13 protein-coding genes are annotated in these 15,181 nt (G+C 51.5%); 5 read left to right on the forward strand and 8 right to left on the reverse strand.

Going from position 1 to position 15,181, the window contains the following annotated elements; genetic code table 11:
* Positions 1-371: 371 nt before the first annotated feature.
* The gene (locus KCR01S_RS12710) at positions 372-1,085 is read left to right on the forward strand and encodes an oligogalacturonate-specific porin KdgM family protein (protein WP_061283101.1); all 714 of its coding nucleotides are present in this window, start codon (positions 372-374) and stop codon (positions 1,083-1,085) included.
* 346 nt (positions 1,086-1,431) lie between these two features.
* Here the strand turns inward: KCR01S_RS12710 and KCR01S_RS12715 are convergent, their stop codons facing one another.
* A complete protein-coding gene (locus KCR01S_RS12715; RefSeq protein WP_061283102.1) occupies positions 1,432-2,607 on the reverse strand; it encodes an oligogalacturonate lyase family protein in 1,176 nt (391 codons plus the stop codon).
* 470 nt (positions 2,608-3,077) lie between these two features.
* Between KCR01S_RS12715 and kduI the strand changes: the two genes are divergently transcribed.
* The 3 genes from kduI to araE all read left to right on the forward strand — a co-directional run bounded on the left by kduI (position 3,078) and on the right by araE (position 6,537).
* Complete coding sequence (kduI, locus tag KCR01S_RS12720; RefSeq protein ID WP_061283103.1) at positions 3,078-3,914, forward strand: 5-dehydro-4-deoxy-D-glucuronate isomerase; 837 nt, start codon at positions 3,078-3,080, stop codon at positions 3,912-3,914.
* Between the two features lie 118 nt (positions 3,915-4,032).
* Complete coding sequence (kduD, locus tag KCR01S_RS12725) at positions 4,033-4,794, forward strand: 2-dehydro-3-deoxy-D-gluconate 5-dehydrogenase KduD (protein WP_061283104.1); 762 nt, start codon at positions 4,033-4,035, stop codon at positions 4,792-4,794.
* A gap of 324 nt (positions 4,795-5,118) precedes the next feature.
* Complete coding sequence (araE, locus tag KCR01S_RS12730; RefSeq protein WP_061283105.1) at positions 5,119-6,537, forward strand: arabinose-proton symporter AraE; 1,419 nt, start codon at positions 5,119-5,121, stop codon at positions 6,535-6,537.
* Between the two features lie 65 nt (positions 6,538-6,602).
* On the opposite strand, the gene KCR01S_RS12735 is transcribed toward araE, so the two are convergent.
* The 6 genes from KCR01S_RS12735 to KCR01S_RS12760 form a co-directional block, all read right to left on the reverse strand.
* Entirely contained in the window at positions 6,603-7,730 is a 1,128-nt protein-coding gene (locus KCR01S_RS12735) for an oligogalacturonate lyase family protein (RefSeq protein WP_061283106.1), read from the reverse strand.
* 69 nt (positions 7,731-7,799) lie between these two features.
* Positions 7,800-9,086, reverse strand: coding sequence for an ABC transporter substrate-binding protein (locus KCR01S_RS12740; protein WP_061283107.1), 1,287 nt, complete (start codon positions 9,084-9,086; stop codon positions 7,800-7,802).
* Positions 9,087-9,100: 14 nt separating this feature from the next.
* On the reverse strand, positions 9,101-10,228 hold the full coding sequence (locus tag KCR01S_RS12745; RefSeq protein ID WP_061283108.1) for an ABC transporter ATP-binding protein: 1,128 nt from the start codon (positions 10,226-10,228) through the stop codon (positions 9,101-9,103).
* A gap of 12 nt (positions 10,229-10,240) precedes the next feature.
* A complete protein-coding gene (locus KCR01S_RS12750; protein ID WP_061283109.1) occupies positions 10,241-11,143 on the reverse strand; it encodes a carbohydrate ABC transporter permease in 903 nt (300 codons plus the stop codon).
* Positions 11,136-12,026 carry a carbohydrate ABC transporter permease gene (locus KCR01S_RS12755; RefSeq protein WP_052282047.1) on the reverse strand — a complete coding sequence of 297 codons (891 nt, stop codon included), beginning with the start codon at positions 12,024-12,026 and terminating at the stop codon, positions 11,136-11,138. Before KCR01S_RS12755 ends, KCR01S_RS12750 begins: the two co-directional genes overlap by 8 nt.
* A 958-nt stretch (positions 12,027-12,984) precedes the next feature.
* The gene (locus KCR01S_RS12760) at positions 12,985-13,311 is read right to left on the reverse strand and encodes a cupin domain-containing protein (protein WP_061283110.1); all 327 of its coding nucleotides are present in this window, start codon (positions 13,309-13,311) and stop codon (positions 12,985-12,987) included.
* Between the two features lie 142 nt (positions 13,312-13,453).
* Here KCR01S_RS12760 and KCR01S_RS12765 point away from each other — a divergent pair, with 142 nt between their 5' ends.
* Positions 13,454-14,155, forward strand: a complete 702-nt coding sequence (locus KCR01S_RS12765; RefSeq protein WP_061283111.1) for an aspartate/glutamate racemase — start codon at positions 13,454-13,456, stop codon at positions 14,153-14,155.
* On the opposite strand, the gene KCR01S_RS12770 is transcribed toward KCR01S_RS12765, so the two are convergent.
* Entirely contained in the window at positions 14,133-15,068 is a 936-nt protein-coding gene (locus KCR01S_RS12770; RefSeq protein ID WP_061283112.1) for a LysR family transcriptional regulator, read from the reverse strand. The genes KCR01S_RS12765 and KCR01S_RS12770 overlap by 23 nt on opposite strands.
* Positions 15,069-15,181: the final 113 nt, after the last annotated feature.

A 15,181-nucleotide genomic window follows, 5' to 3' on the forward strand; every position in this document is an offset into this window, starting at 1 on the left:
GTCCGAACTTTTATGAACTTATGTTTATTTGTATCAACTACTCGTGTTGGTAATTCATTAAAGATTAGCCTGATTATCAATAAATAATGAATCATTACACCTGATACAAATAACGTACGTTATTTGTTTTGTGATAACTGTCTGTTATTTAAGTAAAATATATAAAAGTTTTGTTTGTTTGAATAATTATCTGTGATCTGAGTACGGATTTTCTGTGCTTGTGTCTTATTTTTGTTGAGCTTTATCACGTCCTCTTTGTGCCGGATTTTATGAAACAAATAATTACGATCTCGATCACTAAAATGCAAATCCGTAAAAAATAAAATCCAATTCCATAATAAAGAAACATTATTTCAATTGAGGGATGGCAAATGCTTAAGAAAACTCTGGCCCTGGCTATTTTGTCCGGTATGTCTTTCGCCGCTTCTGCGGTTACCGTTGACCTGCGTCATGAATATATTGACAGCGGCTCCAACGCAGACCGTGTGGCAGTTTCACACCGATTCGATAATGGTCTTGGTTTTGGCGTAGAAGCGAAGTGGAAGACGGGGGGCGATACGGATAAACAGGATCGTCCATTTAACGAAATCGTCGGTAACGGCCACGAAGAGTCCATTAACTGGCGCTGGAAGGCAACCGATAATTTTGCTCTGAACCCGGGCTTTAATATTGAAAGTAAAGACAGTTTCTCCATTTACAAACCGTATCTGCATGCGCAGTACAGCTTTGATAACGGCTTCTACGTTGCAGCGCGCTACCGCTATGAATATACCCGCGTACCGGCGACTTCCAGCAATGGCGGTACGGACGATAAAGTGAATAAAGTGGATACCTGGGTAGGCTGGGTGATGGGCGACTGGCGTGCGGAGCTGAACTATGTTTATGCGCGCAGTACTATTGCCGACGATCAGCACAAGAGCCTGTACCGCAATAACAACAAACCTTACAGCAACGAATATAACGCCAAGCTGGCCTATAAGTGGGACAAAAACTGGTCTCCATATTTTGAAGTGGGTAACGTGGGTGTGAAATCGACTGATGAACGTCAGACCCGTCTGCGCGTAGGTGTTGCTTACTCCTTCTAATTAAAATCGGACCCTCATCCGTTTTCCCCCCGGCGCAGTTAGCTGGGGGTTTTCGTTTTATCGCCGCCATAATTTTCTGCAGCTATCTACTCATTTTAAGTGGGTGTCATTCGCTCACCCGAACGTTTTCTCTATGAGAGGGATTGAATGGTGCGCCTGATTGAGGAAGCGGTCGGTTTCAGATCATGGTTTTGGGAAACAGAAAAGGGGGGAACGAATGGGGATGAGTGAAAGGAAGAACAGAAACGACGATACCTCGTTTGATTTATCGCCTTAACGCGCAGGCAAAAAAAGGCCCTCCGAAAGGAGGGCAAGGCCAGTTACAGAAACACAAAACTCAGAACACTTATGCTTTCACTAATACTCGTTCAGTTGGCAGTTTGGCGATATACAGCGCCGGTTTGCCATCTTTGTCAGAGCTAAACAGCACCGCGCTATCGTCAGGCGTAAAGGACGGGTGCGGGTGGGTAACCTGACGGCTGTTTTGTACCGTTGCCCAAGAGGTATCGTGGCGGGCAACGCGGAAATAAGACTGTTTGGCAACGTCGAACGCGTACAGGTACGGATCGTTATCGATGGTGTAGCCGCTGGTATCTTTCACGTCAACCGGCGTACCGGAACCATCGCCGACCAGCAGGGTGCCGTCGAAGTTGCTCATCAGGTGCGAACAGGCAGGCATTTGCATCAGTGCTTCATTGACGTTGGTGTCCGGGTTGAAGCGGTAGATGGTACGCCCCTGTTTCCCTTTCAGGTAGGAGACATACACCAGTGCGGAACCGTTCGGAACCCAGAATTCGTGAGTGCAGCTTTCGCCTTCGGCGTGCTCTTTCACTTTACGGACGTTGCTACCGTCTTCGTTGACCAGCCACATACGGGCATCCACCAGATCGTGCGGACCTTCATGGCAGAAAGCCACGGTGTTGTCATCAAACGGACGGTAGATTGGGTGGCCGAGCCAGTTTTTCTCTTCGTGGATCACCGCGCTTGCGCCGGTTTTCAGATCAACGCGCAGCAGTCGGCAGTGTGGGCCTTTATGGAAGAAATCGTGGAACAGCTGCCAGTCATTCAGCGGCGTCCAGTCACTTTTGGCGATCTCGATGCCAACCAGTTTGGTGCAGTCGCTGTTAGATACCCAGGTACCGTAGCCAACCCATTCCTCTGGTACACGATAAACTTCACGCTCGGCCAGGGTTTTCAGGTTCACTTCCAGCAGGGTGCGGTCGTTTTTAACATAGTAGAGGGATTGGTCGTCCGGAGAGAGGAAGCCGCCAAAGGTGTTATCGCCGGCGCCTTCGGTCAGCTGTACGGCTTCGGCGTTGGCGACATCCAGTAAATAGTAGTTCCAATGGCCATCGAACTCACCGGCAAATAACAGGTGGCTGCCATCGTTAAAGAAACACTTTTGATAGAAGTAGTTACGATGACACGTTACTTCTGGTGGAGTTAAGCGGGTGACCTCCGCGCCAGTGTCCGGGTCGCGGCTGACCTCATAGTTCAATTTTACCCGCATGCCTTTAGCCATGATGCTCTCCTTTTACTCCAGCGGTCGCGGGGTCTGTCTTCCTCGCTGGCCGATGTGGACGTTATTTTAAAAATATGGTGTTAATTTATCAAAACGACGTTTCATTGTTTGTGATGCCTGACGCACTTTATACGAAAAATCATCTGTTTTGCGACTTTTTTTGATCCGTCGACGGGCGGCTTGTCAAGTCCATCTTCGTTTTTGTGACCGCATTTACTCATTTAAGGGTATTTTTTAAAGAAACATGTAACTAGATGAATAATAGTGTTTTTTAGTATTTCTTTGGCGTGCGCAATAGCGTATTCGTGATCCCTTTTGCATTTTTGATATTAATTCACAGAAAAAATGAAACGATGTTTTATTTGTAATTGAAAACCCATTTCATCAGAGATAAGATGTATGCATAAACAAAGTGGAATGGAGTTTCGTTCTGCTATATAGGATCAGACCACATTTACCTGGAGGTTAAGGTGGAAGTAAGACAGAGCATTCATAGCGCGCACGCTAAAACGCTGGATACACAAGGACTTCGTGACGAGTTTTTAGTTGAGCAGGTTTTCGTCGCTGATGAGTACACCATGGTGTACAGCCATATTGACCGTATTATCGTCGGCGGCATCATGCCGGTAGCGAAAACGGTCTCGGTGGGCGGTGAAGTTGGCAAACAGCTCGGCGTCAGCTTCTTCCTGGAGCGTCGCGAGCTGGGCGTCATCAACATTGGCGGTGCCGGTACCATTACCGTGGACGGTAAATGCTATGAAATTGGCCATCGCGATGCGCTGTACGTTGGCAAAGGGGCGAAGGAAGTGGTTTTCGCCAGCGTTGATGCCGCGAAACCGGCGAAGTTTTATTACAACTGCGCACCGGCTCACACCACCTACCCAACGAAGAAAGTTACTCCCGCTGATGTCGCGCCGGTCACGCTGGGGGACAACCTCACCAGCAACCGCCGTACCATCAACAAATATTTTGTTCCTGACGTGCTGGAAACCTGTCAGCTCAGCATGGGCCTGACCGAACTGGCGCCGGGCAACCTGTGGAATACCATGCCGTGCCATACCCATGAGCGCCGCATGGAAGTCTACTTCTATTTCAATATGGATGAAGACAGCTGTGTGTTCCACATGATGGGGCAGCCGCAGGAGACGCGTCACGTCGTGATGCACAATGAGCAGGCGGTGATTTCACCGAGCTGGTCAATCCATTCAGGCGTAGGTACTAAGGCGTATACCTTCATCTGGGGAATGGTGGGTGAGAACCAGGTCTTTGATGACATGGATCATGTTGCAGTGAAGGATCTGCGCTAGTCGCGGACAGCATTGTACGCAGAATCCTGCGAGCGGCCAGCGCGGACCGGCCCGCAGGATGAAGCGTATACATTAACAATGCCTGTCCGGTACAGGCGCTAACAACAAGGAATATAAAATGATTTTGGATTCATTCTCTCTGCAAGGTAAGGTTGCCGTCGTCACGGGTTGTGATACCGGTCTGGGTCAGGGTATGGCGCTGGGGCTGGCGGAAGCCGGCTGCGACATCGTGGGTATCAACATTGTTGAACCGACTGAAACTATCGAACGCGTAACCGCACTGGGCCGCCGTTTCCTGAGCCTGACCGCTGACCTGCGTCAGATTGACGGTATCCCGGCGCTGCTGGAGCGCGCGGTGGCAGAGTTCGGCCATATTGATATTCTGGTCAACAACGCGGGTCTGATTCGCCGTGAAGATGCGATCGACTTCAGCGAAAAAGATTGGGACGACGTGATGAACCTGAACATTAAGAGCGTGTTCTTCATGTCTCAGGCTGCGGCTAAGCACTTCATCGCGCAGGGCAACGGCGGCAAGATCATCAACATCGCGTCGATGCTCTCCTTCCAGGGCGGCATCCGCGTTCCATCTTACACCGCATCAAAAAGTGGCGTCATGGGCGTGACCCGTCTGATGGCCAACGAGTGGGCAAAACACGGTATCAACGTGAATGCGATTGCTCCGGGCTACATGGCGACCAACAATACTCAGCAGCTGCGCGCTGACGAAGAGCGTAGTGCAGCGATTCTTGACCGTATTCCGGCGGGTCGTTGGGGTCTGCCAAGCGATCTGATGGGGCCAATTGTCTTCCTGGCTTCCCCGGCGTCTGACTACATCAACGGTTACACCGTTGCTGTCGACGGCGGCTGGCTGGCGCGCTAAGTTTTCGCCTGCTTAAAAAAACCTGCTGCGGCAGGTTTTTTTGTGTCCGCAGTTTAGGGGACGACATTTTATAAACATGTAAATTATCCATATCAATATATTCGGATAGTCCATGTAGACATTTCGGTATGAAATAGTAACGCCGGTAAAATAGGGGTTATTGGCAAGGTGATACGTATTTTGGGCTTATCGTAAAGTCAAATGTCCATCACAAAACCATGTGTCGCAGCAGTAACATCCATATTTTTAACCTGTCCCGCCTGACACCTTCGCCCTGCAATCCCTTACTTTCATGGCACGTCTTACTTTGCCAGGCAGGAAAAAATGACTTCAATCAGTAACGATCCAAGGTTAATGCCGCGTACGCAACGTGACACCCGGCGTATGAATCAGTTTGTTTCTATTGCCGCTGCGGTGGCTGGGCTGCTTTTTGGTCTTGATATCGGGGTGATTGCGGGCGCGCTGCCCTTTATCACCGATCATTTTGTATTATCCAGCCGATTGCAGGAGTGGGTAGTCAGCAGCATGATGCTCGGCGCGGCGATTGGTGCGCTCTTCAACGGCTGGCTCTCTTTCCGCCTGGGGCGTAAATACAGCCTGATGGTGGGGGCCGTTCTGTTTGTCGCCGGTTCGTTAGGATCGGCGTTTGCCGCTAACGTCGAGATGCTGCTGGTCGCGAGGGTCATTCTCGGCGTGGCGGTGGGTATCGCTTCGTATACTGCACCGCTGTATCTGTCGGAAATGGCGAGTGAAAACGTCCGCGGGAAGATGATCAGCATGTATCAGTTGATGGTCACGCTGGGGATTGTGATGGCATTTCTCTCCGATACCGCGTTTAGCTACAGCGGTAACTGGCGGGCGATGCTGGGCGTGCTGGCGCTGCCGGCGGTGCTGTTGATGGTTCTGGTGATTTTTTTACCGAACAGTCCGCGCTGGCTGGCGGAAAAAGGCCGCCATATTGAGGCAGAGGAAGTGCTGCGCATGCTGCGCGACACCTCAGAAAAAGCGCGTGATGAGCTGAACGAGATCCGCGAAAGCCTGAAGCTCAAACAAGGCGGCTGGGCGCTGTTCAAAATTAACCGCAACGTACGCCGCGCGGTATTCCTCGGGATGTTATTGCAGGCAATGCAGCAGTTTACCGGGATGAATATCATCATGTATTACGCCCCGCGCATCTTTAAAATGGCGGGCTTTACCACTACCGAACAGCAGATGATTGCCACTCTGGTGGTTGGGCTGACCTTTATGTTTGCCACCTTTATTGCCGTGTTTACCGTCGATAAAGCGGGGCGCAAACCGGCGCTGAAAATTGGTTTCACCATTATGGCGCTGGGAACGCTGGTTCTGGGTTATTGCCTGATGAAATTTGATAACGGTACGGCCTCCAGCGGTTTGTCCTGGCTGTCGGTGGGCATGACGATGATGTGCATCGCCGGTTATGCCATGAGTGCGGCGCCGGTGGTGTGGATCCTCTGTTCGGAGATCCAGCCGCTGAAATGCCGCGATTTCGGGATCACCTGCTCGACGACCACTAACTGGGTCTCGAATATGATCATCGGGGCCACCTTCCTGACGCTGCTGGACTCCATCGGCGCGGCGGGGACATTCTGGCTGTATACGGCGCTGAACGTCGCGTTTATCGGCGTCACCTTCTGGCTGATTCCTGAAACCAAAAACGTCACGCTGGAACATATCGAACGTAAGCTGATGTCGGGGGAGAAGTTAAGAAACATTGGTGTGTAATTCTGTCACCTCACCCTCTTCCTAAAGGGAAGAGGGTCGGGAGGAGTGGCTCAAACCGCGCGGATTTACACCCGCGCCAGATAAAGTGCCGGCATTCCTTCCACATCCGAGGTATACAGTACCCACTTGTCGTCTGGTGAAAATGAGGGATGCGGGTGGGTCACCTGACGATCGCCATCCAGCACTTTCCAACTGCTGTTATGCTGGCAAATGGCTTTCTTCTCGCCGGTTTGCAGGGAAAAGACCCAAATAAACGGATCGTTAAGGCTGATATCGCCGGTGTTGTGCGGAGCCCCATCGCCCACCACCAGGGAACCGTCGTGGTTGCTCATCAGATGAGAGCAGGGCGGTATCGCCATCAGTTGGCGGTTCTCCAGCGTGAGTGGATCGGCGCTGTAGAGGTAACGGTGCGGGCTGTTTTCTTCGTGAGCCACGTAGTAGAGCGCAGAGCCGTTCGGCACCCAAAACTCGTGGGTAAAGCTCTCGCCTTTCTGGTGTTGGCGCACGCAGCGTAGGTTGCTGCCGTCGGCATTGATAAGCCACATACGGGCATCGATGGCATCGCGCGGCCCTTCGTGGCAAAACGCCACGGTGCTATCATCGAACGGACGGTAGATTGGGTGTCCGAGCCAGCGTTTCTCCTGCAAAATGGTCCGCTGCTCGCCGGTTTTCAGGTCAATATTAATTAAGCGGCATTCCGGCTCGGTAAAGTAAAAGGCGCGGAATTTCGACCAGTCGGTCAGCGGCTGCCAGTCGCTTTTCTTAATCTCGATGCCGACGAGCTGCGTACAATCGGAGTTGGCAACCCAGGTGCCGTAAGCGACCCACTCGTCATCCACTTCATACACCACGTACTCTTCTAACGTCGACAGATCAACGCGTCGTAGCTGGCGGGTATCTTTAACGTACCACAGCGATTGGTCGTCATCGGAAAGGAAGCCGCCGAAGGTATTATCCCCCGGGCCATCGGTCAGTTGGGTGGCCTGCTGGGCGGCAATATCCAGTAAGTAATAGTTCCAGTGCCCCTCGAACGCGCCGCCAAAAATCAGCTTGCCGCCGTCGCGGGTGAAGCATTTTTGGTAGAAGTAGTTACGGTGGCAAATAATGTGCGGTGGCGTCATCCGGATCACCTCATGACCGGTTTCGCTGTCTTTCTGATGGCGGAAATTCAGCGGGATGATTTTGCCTTTCATGTCCTTTCTCCTTGAATAAAAAAATACCCCGCAGCCGGAAGCTGCAGGGTATTAATGCATTGATAACGCTTAGCGCATTGCGCGGCGCAGGATACGTTCACCCTGGCGCTGGAAGTCAGCGGCCGCTTCTTCTACGGTTTTCTGGCCGTAGTCGATGTACTGCAGAGTGGTACCGAACTGGGCAACGATTTGTGGATCGTCAAAGTACGGAGACACGCTCAGCTTCGCTGGCAGAGACTGTGCCAGACGCAGGCCGGAAACTGACGGGTCGTCTTCTTTCAGAATGCCGTCTTCAGTCAGGTATTTCACCGCGACTTTGCTCAGCGGCACACCGCGCTCAAGACCTAAGGTATCCACACCTTCTTTACTGTTCAGCAGGAAGTTAATGACCTTCGCAGCGGCTTCAGGATTTTTGGTGGATTTGCCGATAGACAGCATCTGCGCCGGCTTGAAGAACAGGCCCGCATCGGTTGCGCCCGGCAGCATTGGGTAGCTACCCAGTTCCAGCTTCGCTGGTGGCTTCAGGTTATCGGAGTACTTGTTAATGGTGGAGTTCCACATGTAAGTACCGCCCCATTCCCCCTGGATCCACGGCTTCATTTCATACATGTTGCTCTTACCAAATGAGGCATAGTATTTGGTATCCGGCATCACGTGGCTGTCGACCAGCTTTTTGTACATCTGGAAGAATTCAACCCACTGCTCTTTGCTGTAGGAGAATTTTTTCGCCTGCGGATCGATGGCTGGAATATTGTATTTCTGCGTCATGTAGGAGTTCAGCAGCGCCAGCGTATCCTGGTGCTCTAGAACCACAGGGTAGTACTGTTTGCCCAGCTTGCTTTCGAAGGTTTTACCCGCCGCCATCAACTCATCCCAGGTTTTCGGGTATGCAACGCCCGCTTGTTTCCAGGTTTCATCGTTGAAGTAGAACACGCGCGCGGTCACGGAAATTGGGATCCCGTTCAGCTTGCCGTCGACGGTAGTGGACTGCAGTTCTTTGGCATCGAACTGGCTTAAGTCGATGATGTCCTTCATTTTGTTCAGATCATAAAAACCGTCGCCGGTTTTCGAGAAGATCGGCAGCCAGTTCCAGTTCGTCTGCATCACGTCAGGCTCTGTGCCGCCTGCAATCTGGGTGGTCAGACGGGACAGGTGGCCATCCCAGCCGGTGTACTCTGCTTTGACGTTAATATCCGGGTTCTGCTTATGGAACTCTTCCAGCGCCTTCAACGTCACCTGGTGGCGACCGTTACCGCCCCACCAGGACATGCGAAGGTCGACATCCTTTGCCATCGATGGGAGGGCCGTGAGGCCCAGGGTGGCGGAGATTGCTGCGCTTAAAAGCACTTTTTTCATTTTAATACTCCAGATTAGAGAGAGAGGTTCTGTTCAGTTTTAGCGTCAAAGATATGACATTTATCCATGTCAAACTTAAAGTACACCTTACGATGAAGCCCCTTATCAATCATTGGCTTAGCCTCATCTGAAGGGATGCGTGCCGTCAGCTCATAGTTGGCGACTTTCAGGTAAACGAAGAATTCGTGGCCCATGTTTTCAACGCGAACCATTTCACCGCTGCAACCGCCTTCAGCGAACGGTTCATCGGACAGCGCGACGAATTCCGGACGAATACCGTAGAACACTTCTTCATTTTCATGGCCGCTCAGCTTCTGGTGCAGGCTGTCGCACAGCGGCATGAATTCATCACCGATACTCAGGTTCAGGCGGCCTTCTTTGTTCACCAGTTTGCTGGAACGAATATTCATTTCCGGCGCGCCGATGAAGCCAGCGACGAACATGTTTTTCGGCTTGTGGTACAGGTTATCGGGGGTATCAACCTGCATGATATGACCCAGCTTCATCACGCAGATACGGTCACCCATGGTCATCGCCTCGGTCTGATCGTGGGTAACGTAGACGGTGGTTGCTGGTTTGCCGGATTTTTTCAGCTGCTTGTGCAGGTCAGAAATACGGATACGCATGGAAGCACGCAGCTTGGCATCCAGGTTCGACAGCGGTTCATCGAACAGGAATACATCTGGTTTTTTCACAATCGCGCGGCCTACCGCCACACGCTGCGCCTGGCCACCGGAAAGCTGACGCGGCAGACGTTCCAGTAGTTCTTCCAGCTCAAGGATTTTCGCTGCTTCGTTAACCTGGGCGTCAATCTGCGCTTTTGGCATTTTGCTTAGCTTCAGGCCGAACGCGAGGTTTTCACGTACGGTCATGTGTGGGTAGAGCGCATAGTTCTGAAACACCATTGCAATCCCACGCTCTTTCGGCGCGAGGTTGTTGACGATCTTCTCGCCGATGCGAACTTCACCGCCGCTGATGGTTTCCAGACCGGCCAGCATACGCAGGGTGGTGGATTTGGCGCAGCCGGATGGCCCGACAATCACCATGAATTCCCCTTCTGCAATTTTTAGGTCGATACCATGTACCGCTTTGAAGCCGTTGGAGTACACTTTTTCCAGTTTGTTGAAAATAACTTCAGCCATGATATATCCCTCTTAACCTTTAATTCCGCTGCTGGTAACGCCCTGTACGAAGTAGCGCTGCGCCAGGAAGAACACAATGATGGATGGCAGAATGGAGATGCTCGCCATTGCCAGAATTTCGTTCCACGGCGCCCCTTCGGTGACGTCGATGGACATTTTCAGTGCCAGTGCAATCGGGTACTTATCAACGCTATAGACGTAGATCAGCGGGCCGATAAAGTCGTTCATGGACCACATGAACTGGAACAGCGCGACGGAAATAATTGCCGGCTTCAGAATCGGTACCACCACGTACCACAGCACCTGGATAGAGTTACAGCCGTCGATCTGTGCCGCCTCTTCCATGTCACGCGGTACGCCGCGCAGGAACTGAATCAGCATGAAGACGAAGAACCCTTGCGTGGCAAATGCCAGCGGCAGGTACAGCGGCATGTAGCTGTTCAGCATGCCCATTTCACGGAACATCAGGTACTGAGGGATCAGCAGCACGGTGCTTGGCAGCAGCATGGTGGTGATGAGCGTTGCGAACCAGAATTTCTTCCATGGAATCTCGAAGCGGGCAAAGCCGTACGCCACGATAGTGGAAGAGATAATGGTCAGGATCACTTTCGGAATCACATACTTAAAGGTGTTCAGCATGTAATGGCCGAAGGTGTACTCGGTACCGGTTTTCCAGCCGTTGATGAAACCATCCCAGGTTGCATGCGCAGGCCACAGGCTCAGCGTGGTGAAGATCTCGTGGTTCGGTTTGAACGATGCCGAGAACATCCACGCCAGCGGATAAAGCATTAACAGACCGACAAACAGCAGGATGACGTAGCGAACCCAGGCGTTAACCTTTTCGCGTCTAAGGGTGCGGGCAACCTCACGTTCAGCGATGCTTCTTGCTTCTGAGATTTGTTGGATATCAGCCATTTTTGCCTCCCTTATCGGCGGAGTAGAACACCCAGTATTTTGAAGACTTAAAGGCGATGCCAGCGAAGACGGCGACAACCAGGAACAGAACCCACGCCAGCGCCGCGCCATAACCCATATCGAAGTACTTGAACGCGGTATCGTAGATGTACAGCGAGAACAGGTAAGTCGAGTAGGTTGGGCCACCGCCGGTGATGACGTACGGACCGGTAAACTCCTGGAATGCCTGAGTGGTCTGCATGATGAAGTTGAAGAAAATAACCGGCGTAATCAGCGGCACGGTAACTTTCATAAACATCTGCCATTTGGAGGCGCCATCAATCATTGCCGCTTCGTACTGAGACTGCGGTACGTTTTGCAGTGCGGCGAGGAAGATAACCATCGCGGAACCGAACTGCCAAACGCGCAGCAGGGTAACGGACATCAGCGCCAGTGAAGGTTCGCCCAGCCAGTTAACGGGATCAAAGCCTAATACGCCGATAAAGCTGTTCAGCAGGCCGTCGATGGCGAACAGAGCACGCCAAAGCACCGCGATAGCAACGGAGCTACCGAGGATCGACGGAATATAGTAAGCAGTACGGAAGAAGCCGATACCGCGTAATTTAAAGTTCAGAACAAACGCAATCCCTAAAGCAAATGCCAGTTTTAATGGGATGGTCAAAAATACGTAGGCGAACGTCACGCCCATGGATTTCCAGAAGAGGGAATCTTCCGTCAGCATGTAGCGATAGTTTTCAATGCCGTTAAATACCGGCGGGCTCATCAAGTCATACTCAGTAAAACTGAGGAAGAAAGATGAAACGAATGGGAAGGCCGTGAAGATTATCAACCCGATTATATAGGGCGAAATCCAGGCCAATCCCAACATTCTGTTTTCATTCATACATACCTACCTGGCAAACAAGTGTGTCAAACGGATTGGGTGTTGGTTACATCCCTCGCGCCTTCTGGCGCCAGGGGCGTTAAAGTGTTAACTTGGTGTCAGTCATGAAGCCTTCCCTGTAAGTAGATGTAATATAAAAATTTAAACGCTGTCCTTTCGTCGGTGTTGTTGCGTTTTAAAATCTCATGCTTTGTCACAATCATTTTATAAAACACCGTTTTAAATTTATTTTATTGCGATTTATTTCTGCGTCATTCGATTAATCATGAAAGTGTGATCAAAGTCGAAACGATGTTTCATTATAGTGACGGCGATGGCGTTTTTACCCATCTGGCGGCGGTTTGCGGGATGTCTGGTATGGAAGTTGACGGGCTGAAAACCACGATAAAGGGTAGTATTACTAACTATTCAAATGATTAACTCGCTAACATTATAAACGGCGTTCGAAATAAAAAAGGCCACTGGAAAGTGGCCTTTTGCTGTTTAAATACCGGGTTATCAGTCGCTAAGGCCATAGCCTATTCATCACCGTGGTGGGCTGCATTGAATTACGCGATGAGTGTAGTAAATCGTCTGGAAAAATAAGCTATTGACTGCTTTGCGATGCTGCAGACGGGCAGCGCTCACCTCGGCGTGCTATGACGACGTGCAGCTTTCCGGCACCGGAATGATAAATTCATGCGCCTTAAAATAATGCTTTTGGGCAGTCGGCGGTAAACAGAAGGTCTGTTAATTTGCATTCGTCATGACGCTGTATTTCATCGGCTCTCGCTGATATTTAACGATTATTTTTGCTGATGACCGCGATAATAGCGCCGCTTATTTTCAGGCAGAGGCGATGGATATTCGTTTTAGCGCTTAGAAGACTTTGTGATTATTGGCGTTGGGCTCTGAAGCTGCCAGGTATTAAAACAAAATGAAAACCGCTTCTCCGGAAGAAAAGCGGTTCGGTATGATATTACGCTTTCAGGAAATCCTGACGTACCGGTGTGAAGGTATCCAGCAGTGTGCCTGCTTTCAGGCATACGCAGCCGTGCATGATATTCGGCTGTTTATACAGGGTGTCACCGGCACCAACGACGTGTTTCTCATCGCCGATGGTGAATTCAAATTCCCCAGACAGCACGTAGGTTAGCTGTTCGTGCGGGTGATTGTGCATAGGGCCAATGGCACCTGCTTCGAAGTTAACTTCGACCGCCATCATTTTGCCATCATGGGCGAGAATACGGCGGGTAACTCCATTGCCCAGATCTTCAAGGGTGGTTTCTTTATGAAAAATAAACATCCGGCAGTCCTGTTGTATGTTGAAACGGTGTTTCATTAAATTTATCTCAGAAACCAACAAAAAGAAAACTCTAGCCGCAGATGTGGAAAGTTGATCACAACTTTGGTTCACTGGGGGGACGACAACGTACAAGGATAAGAGCATGAAAACGATCGGCCTGTTGGGTGGCATGAGCTGGGAATCCACTATTCCGTACTATCGCTTAATCAACGAAGGCGTTAAGCAGCAATTAGGTGGCCTACATTCGGCGCAAATTTTGCTGCACAGCGTTGATTTCCATGAGATTGAAGCCTGTCAGTCTCGCGGCGACTGGCAGTTAGCGGGAGAGATGCTGGCGCAGGCGGCGGTTGGTCTTCAGCAGGCCGGGGCGGAGGGGATCGTGCTGTGCACCAACACCATGCACAAGGTGGCCGATGCCATTGAAACGGCCTGTGACGTGCCTTTTTTACATATTGCGGATGCGACAGGGCGCGCAATTAGCCAGCATGGCATGAACAATGTGGCACTGCTGGGCACGCGTTACACCATGGAACAGGATTTCTACCGCGGACGTCTGCAGGAAGAGTTTGCCATCAGCACGCTGATCCCCGAGCAGGCGGATCGCCAGCGGATTAACCAGATAATTTTTGACGAGCTGTGTCTGGGGGAGTTTAGCGAAGCCTCACGCGACTATTACCTGAGCGTGATTGCCGCGCTGGCGCAGCAGGGGGCGCAAGGGGTTATCTTCGGTTGTACCGAGATTGGTCTGCTGGTGCCGGCGGAAATGAGCCCGCTGCCGGTGTTTGATACCGCCGCGATTCACGCCGCCGATGCGGTCACGTTTATGCTCTCTTCACGGGATTAAGCACGGCATCCAGCGGTTCGGTAATGCGCGCGAGATTATGCTGTAGATGAGCCGTAAAGGTTTCAATCAGCGCAGAGGTCGGGCGATGCAGCGGCCGAACCAGGCTGACGGTAAAGGGGACGTCAATGCTAAAACGGCGAACGACGACCCCGCTATTAACGTAATCGAGCGCGGTTAGCGGGTTGACGATGGAAATACCGACGCCGGCTCTCACCATCGCGCAAATCGACGCTGCGCTGTGGGTTTCGACCACCATCCGCCGCTTAATTTGATGTTCGCTAAACAGCGTGTCGAGCAGTTGGCGATAGCTGTCGGTGCGCGACAGACTAATGTAATTCTCGCCCTGAAAATCGGTGGGAGTCAGCACCTCTTTTTTCGCCAGCGGATGCGTTGCCGGCAGTACGCAGACTTCATTCAGGGTTAACAGCGGCGTCCGCTCGGTCCCGGCTGGTGTGTGTGTGGTTTCGGTAAGTCCCAGATCGTGGCGCTGCGCCGACAGCCACTCTTCCAGCAGCGGTGACTCCTGCGGCACGATCTGAATGTTCACCTGTGGGTAGCGCGCCAGAAACGGTTGGAGCAGGGGAGGTAAAAAAGATTGCGAAAACACCGGCAGGCAGACAATCGACAGCTCGCCCTGACGAAACTCGCGCAAGCTTTCTGCGGCGCTGACGATGCGATCAAGCCCGTACCAGGAACGCTGAACTTCTTCAAATAATCGCAGGCCTTGTACGGTGGGATGCAAACGCCCACGGCTGCGCTCAAACAGTTTTAACCCCAGCACCTGTTCAAAGCGCGCCAGCTCTCGGCTGACGGTCGGCTGTGAGGTATTAAGCAACCGCGCGGCTTCCGTCAGGTTGCCCGCCGTCATCACGGCGTGAAAGATTTCGATATGGCGCAGGTTAACGGCGGGCATCAGCGTTCCTTAAATCAACAAGACCATATCATTTTTGCATAGACTCGCGATAAAACGATATTTTTTATTCTCTTTCGGCTGTGGCGTAATCATAAAAAAATGATAACCGGAGT

Source organism: Kluyvera cryocrescens NBRC 102467 (assembly GCF_001571285.1).
Taxonomy (GTDB): Bacteria; Pseudomonadota; Gammaproteobacteria; order Enterobacterales; family Enterobacteriaceae; genus Kluyvera; species Kluyvera cryocrescens.

Coding starts and splice junctions, on each gene's coding strand:
- KCR01S_RS12710 (WP_061283101.1), top strand. CDS start 372: ATGCTTAAGAAAACTCTGGCCCTGGCTATTTTGTCCGGTATGTCTTTC.
- KCR01S_RS12715 (WP_061283102.1), bottom strand. CDS start 2,607: ATGGCTAAAGGCATGCGGGTAAAATTGAACTATGAGGTCAGCCGCGAC.
- araE (WP_061283105.1), top strand. CDS start 5,119: ATGACTTCAATCAGTAACGATCCAAGGTTAATGCCGCGTACGCAACGT.
- KCR01S_RS12760 (WP_061283110.1), bottom strand. CDS start 13,311: ATGTTTATTTTTCATAAAGAAACCACCCTTGAAGATCTGGGCAATGGA.
- KCR01S_RS12770 (WP_061283112.1), bottom strand. CDS start 15,068: ATGCCCGCCGTTAACCTGCGCCATATCGAAATCTTTCACGCCGTGATG.
- KCR01S_RS12740 (WP_061283107.1), bottom strand. CDS start 9,086: ATGAAAAAAGTGCTTTTAAGCGCAGCAATCTCCGCCACCCTGGGCCTC.
- KCR01S_RS12755 (WP_052282047.1), bottom strand. CDS start 12,026: ATGAATGAAAACAGAATGTTGGGATTGGCCTGGATTTCGCCCTATATA.
- kduD (WP_061283104.1), top strand. CDS start 4,033: ATGATTTTGGATTCATTCTCTCTGCAAGGTAAGGTTGCCGTCGTCACG.
- KCR01S_RS12735 (WP_061283106.1), bottom strand. CDS start 7,730: ATGAAAGGCAAAATCATCCCGCTGAATTTCCGCCATCAGAAAGACAGC.
- KCR01S_RS12745 (WP_061283108.1), bottom strand. CDS start 10,228: ATGGCTGAAGTTATTTTCAACAAACTGGAAAAAGTGTACTCCAACGGC.
- KCR01S_RS12765 (WP_061283111.1), top strand. CDS start 13,454: ATGAAAACGATCGGCCTGTTGGGTGGCATGAGCTGGGAATCCACTATT.
- KCR01S_RS12750 (WP_061283109.1), bottom strand. CDS start 11,143: ATGGCTGATATCCAACAAATCTCAGAAGCAAGAAGCATCGCTGAACGT.